The organism is Dietzia sp. CW19 (genome assembly GCF_014145265.1).
Taxonomy (GTDB): domain Bacteria; phylum Actinomycetota; class Actinomycetes; order Mycobacteriales; family Mycobacteriaceae; genus Dietzia; species Dietzia natronolimnaea.
In genome coordinates this window covers 17422-19265 of the sequence record NZ_JAALEE010000268.1, presented here as the reverse complement: position 1 = coordinate 19265, position 1844 = coordinate 17422, and the positions used below count along the sequence as shown (strand labels likewise).

Here is a 1844-nt window from a genome sequence, read left to right as displayed (position 1 = left end):
AATGCACTCTGATTCCGGAAGAGCCCCTAAACCCGTCAGAGTCGAGTATCCCGACACCCCAAGTGGAAAATCGATCCGAGCAATCGGCGGCGGCGCGATTGAATCCAAGCGTAGATAGCCTCCAATCGGCTCCCTCGTCAAAGTTCGAACACCGTCGGTCTGCCCGATTCGGGTTGGTGTCAAGCTATCTGAGGAAGATAGAGAACTAGACCATAGCAAACCTCAGGCGAATAGCGATAAGGCGTCCGTAGAAACTGGCTCAGGAAAACCAAGCACTTCAAGTAAGAGCAAGAAGCGTACGTCTACAGGAAAGACCAGAAAAAATGGCAAGGAAGGAAAGCGTGCCGGGAGGTCAGGACCGTCAAACGGGGGCAACCGCCGCGTCAGGTTCGTTTCATAAGATGAGGCGGCTCAACAGTGAGATCCAGCGCTCGGCTGAAGTACTCGAAGTCGACCGCCTTCCTGGGCGCCCCGCTAAACCCAGAGACTCACGCTGAACGTTGCCGCGACAAATAGACAGCGCGTTCGGAACTATCCTTCATTCTGGCCTCGAAGCGCCGTAAGTCGAAAGCTCGTCACGCCAATCCGTTCCCTCAACTTGCTCGGCGCAAGGCTGCTCCAGTAGCCGCGCGCCGCCCGCCTACCCACGCGCGTCGTGTTGTCAAATCGAGGAGGTGACAGATTCCTGCGAATCATGTGACACGCCAGTGAGAAATTGCCACATTGTTTGAGAACCGACACGGCATGTCGGTTGCCGATCAGAGTGTCAGTACGCTCCAGGCCCACCAGCCCATAGTCACCAGTCCGTCAGGCGCCGGGTGCCACGGGTTTGGCAGGATCCGAGCCACTGACAGCAGGCGGTGACGCTGACGAATGCTGAGATTCCGACTGCGACACAAGCAACAGCCTCCGTCAACGTCGTGGTTTACGGCAGGTCCAACCGCGTCCGAGTAGGGCCCGCTTGTGGGGAGGGCGCTTCGGCGTCTACTAATGGTGTCGGGTCATCCGATGGTCCGTCCTGGACAATGGGCAGGCGCATTGGTGCGGTCGCAGTAGGGGTGGCAACCATCACGTCGACCGCAATCGGTTTATGGCAACTGCAAGGCGTTGCGTAGCTCTCCGCAACTCCCGCAACTTTGTCACAAGGTCTGGAGCGCAGGGGACAGCGGTCCCGGGCGAAGAACAAGCAGACGGCAGCGCCGAGCGCCAGCAAAGCTACGGCGCCGAGGATGATCGGCGCGGCGGGGAAGAGCAGTTCCTGGGACAAGACGAAGGCGCCCATGAGTAGGACAAAGACCCCGAAGCCCTTGCGCAACGCCTTCTCGGGGACCACCGAGGTCAGCCGGACACCGACGAAGGAGCCGGCGATGGCGGCGGCGGTGACCGCTGCGACGAGCGGCCAGTCCAAGCTGACCGAGGTGAGGTAGCCGCCCAGGCCGGCGAAGGACTTCATGGCGATGACCAGCAGGGAGGTGCCCACTGCGGCGGTCATCGGCAGGCCCGCCAGGAGTACCAGGGCCGGAACCACGAGGAACCCGCCGCCGGCGCCGACCAGTCCGGTGGCGGCGCCCACGACGAGGCCGTCGAGCAGGATTCGCCAGAGCGGGTGGTGGTGGCCGGTGCTCCGGCCGTCCCGGTCCTTGCGTCCCCGGATCATCGCGCCCGCGGTGGCGATCATCATCACCGCGAAGGCGACCATCAGGACGGTGCCGGGGATGTAGCCGCCGGCCAACCCGCCGCCGAACGCGCCGACCATGCCGGCGGCGCCGAAGATCAGGCCGGTGCGCCACCGGACGTTGCCCTTGCGGGCGTGGCCGAACAGGCTGACCAGCGAGGTCGCGCCG

At 63.1% G+C, this 1844-nt stretch carries 1 protein-coding gene; it reads right to left on the bottom strand.

Annotation, left to right across the window (positions count from 1 at the left end; genetic code table 11):
• Positions 1-925: 925 nt before the first annotated feature.
• On the bottom strand, positions 926-1844 hold a 919-nt coding region (locus G6021_RS17290), incomplete at its 5' end, for a sulfite exporter TauE/SafE family protein (protein WP_241736482.1).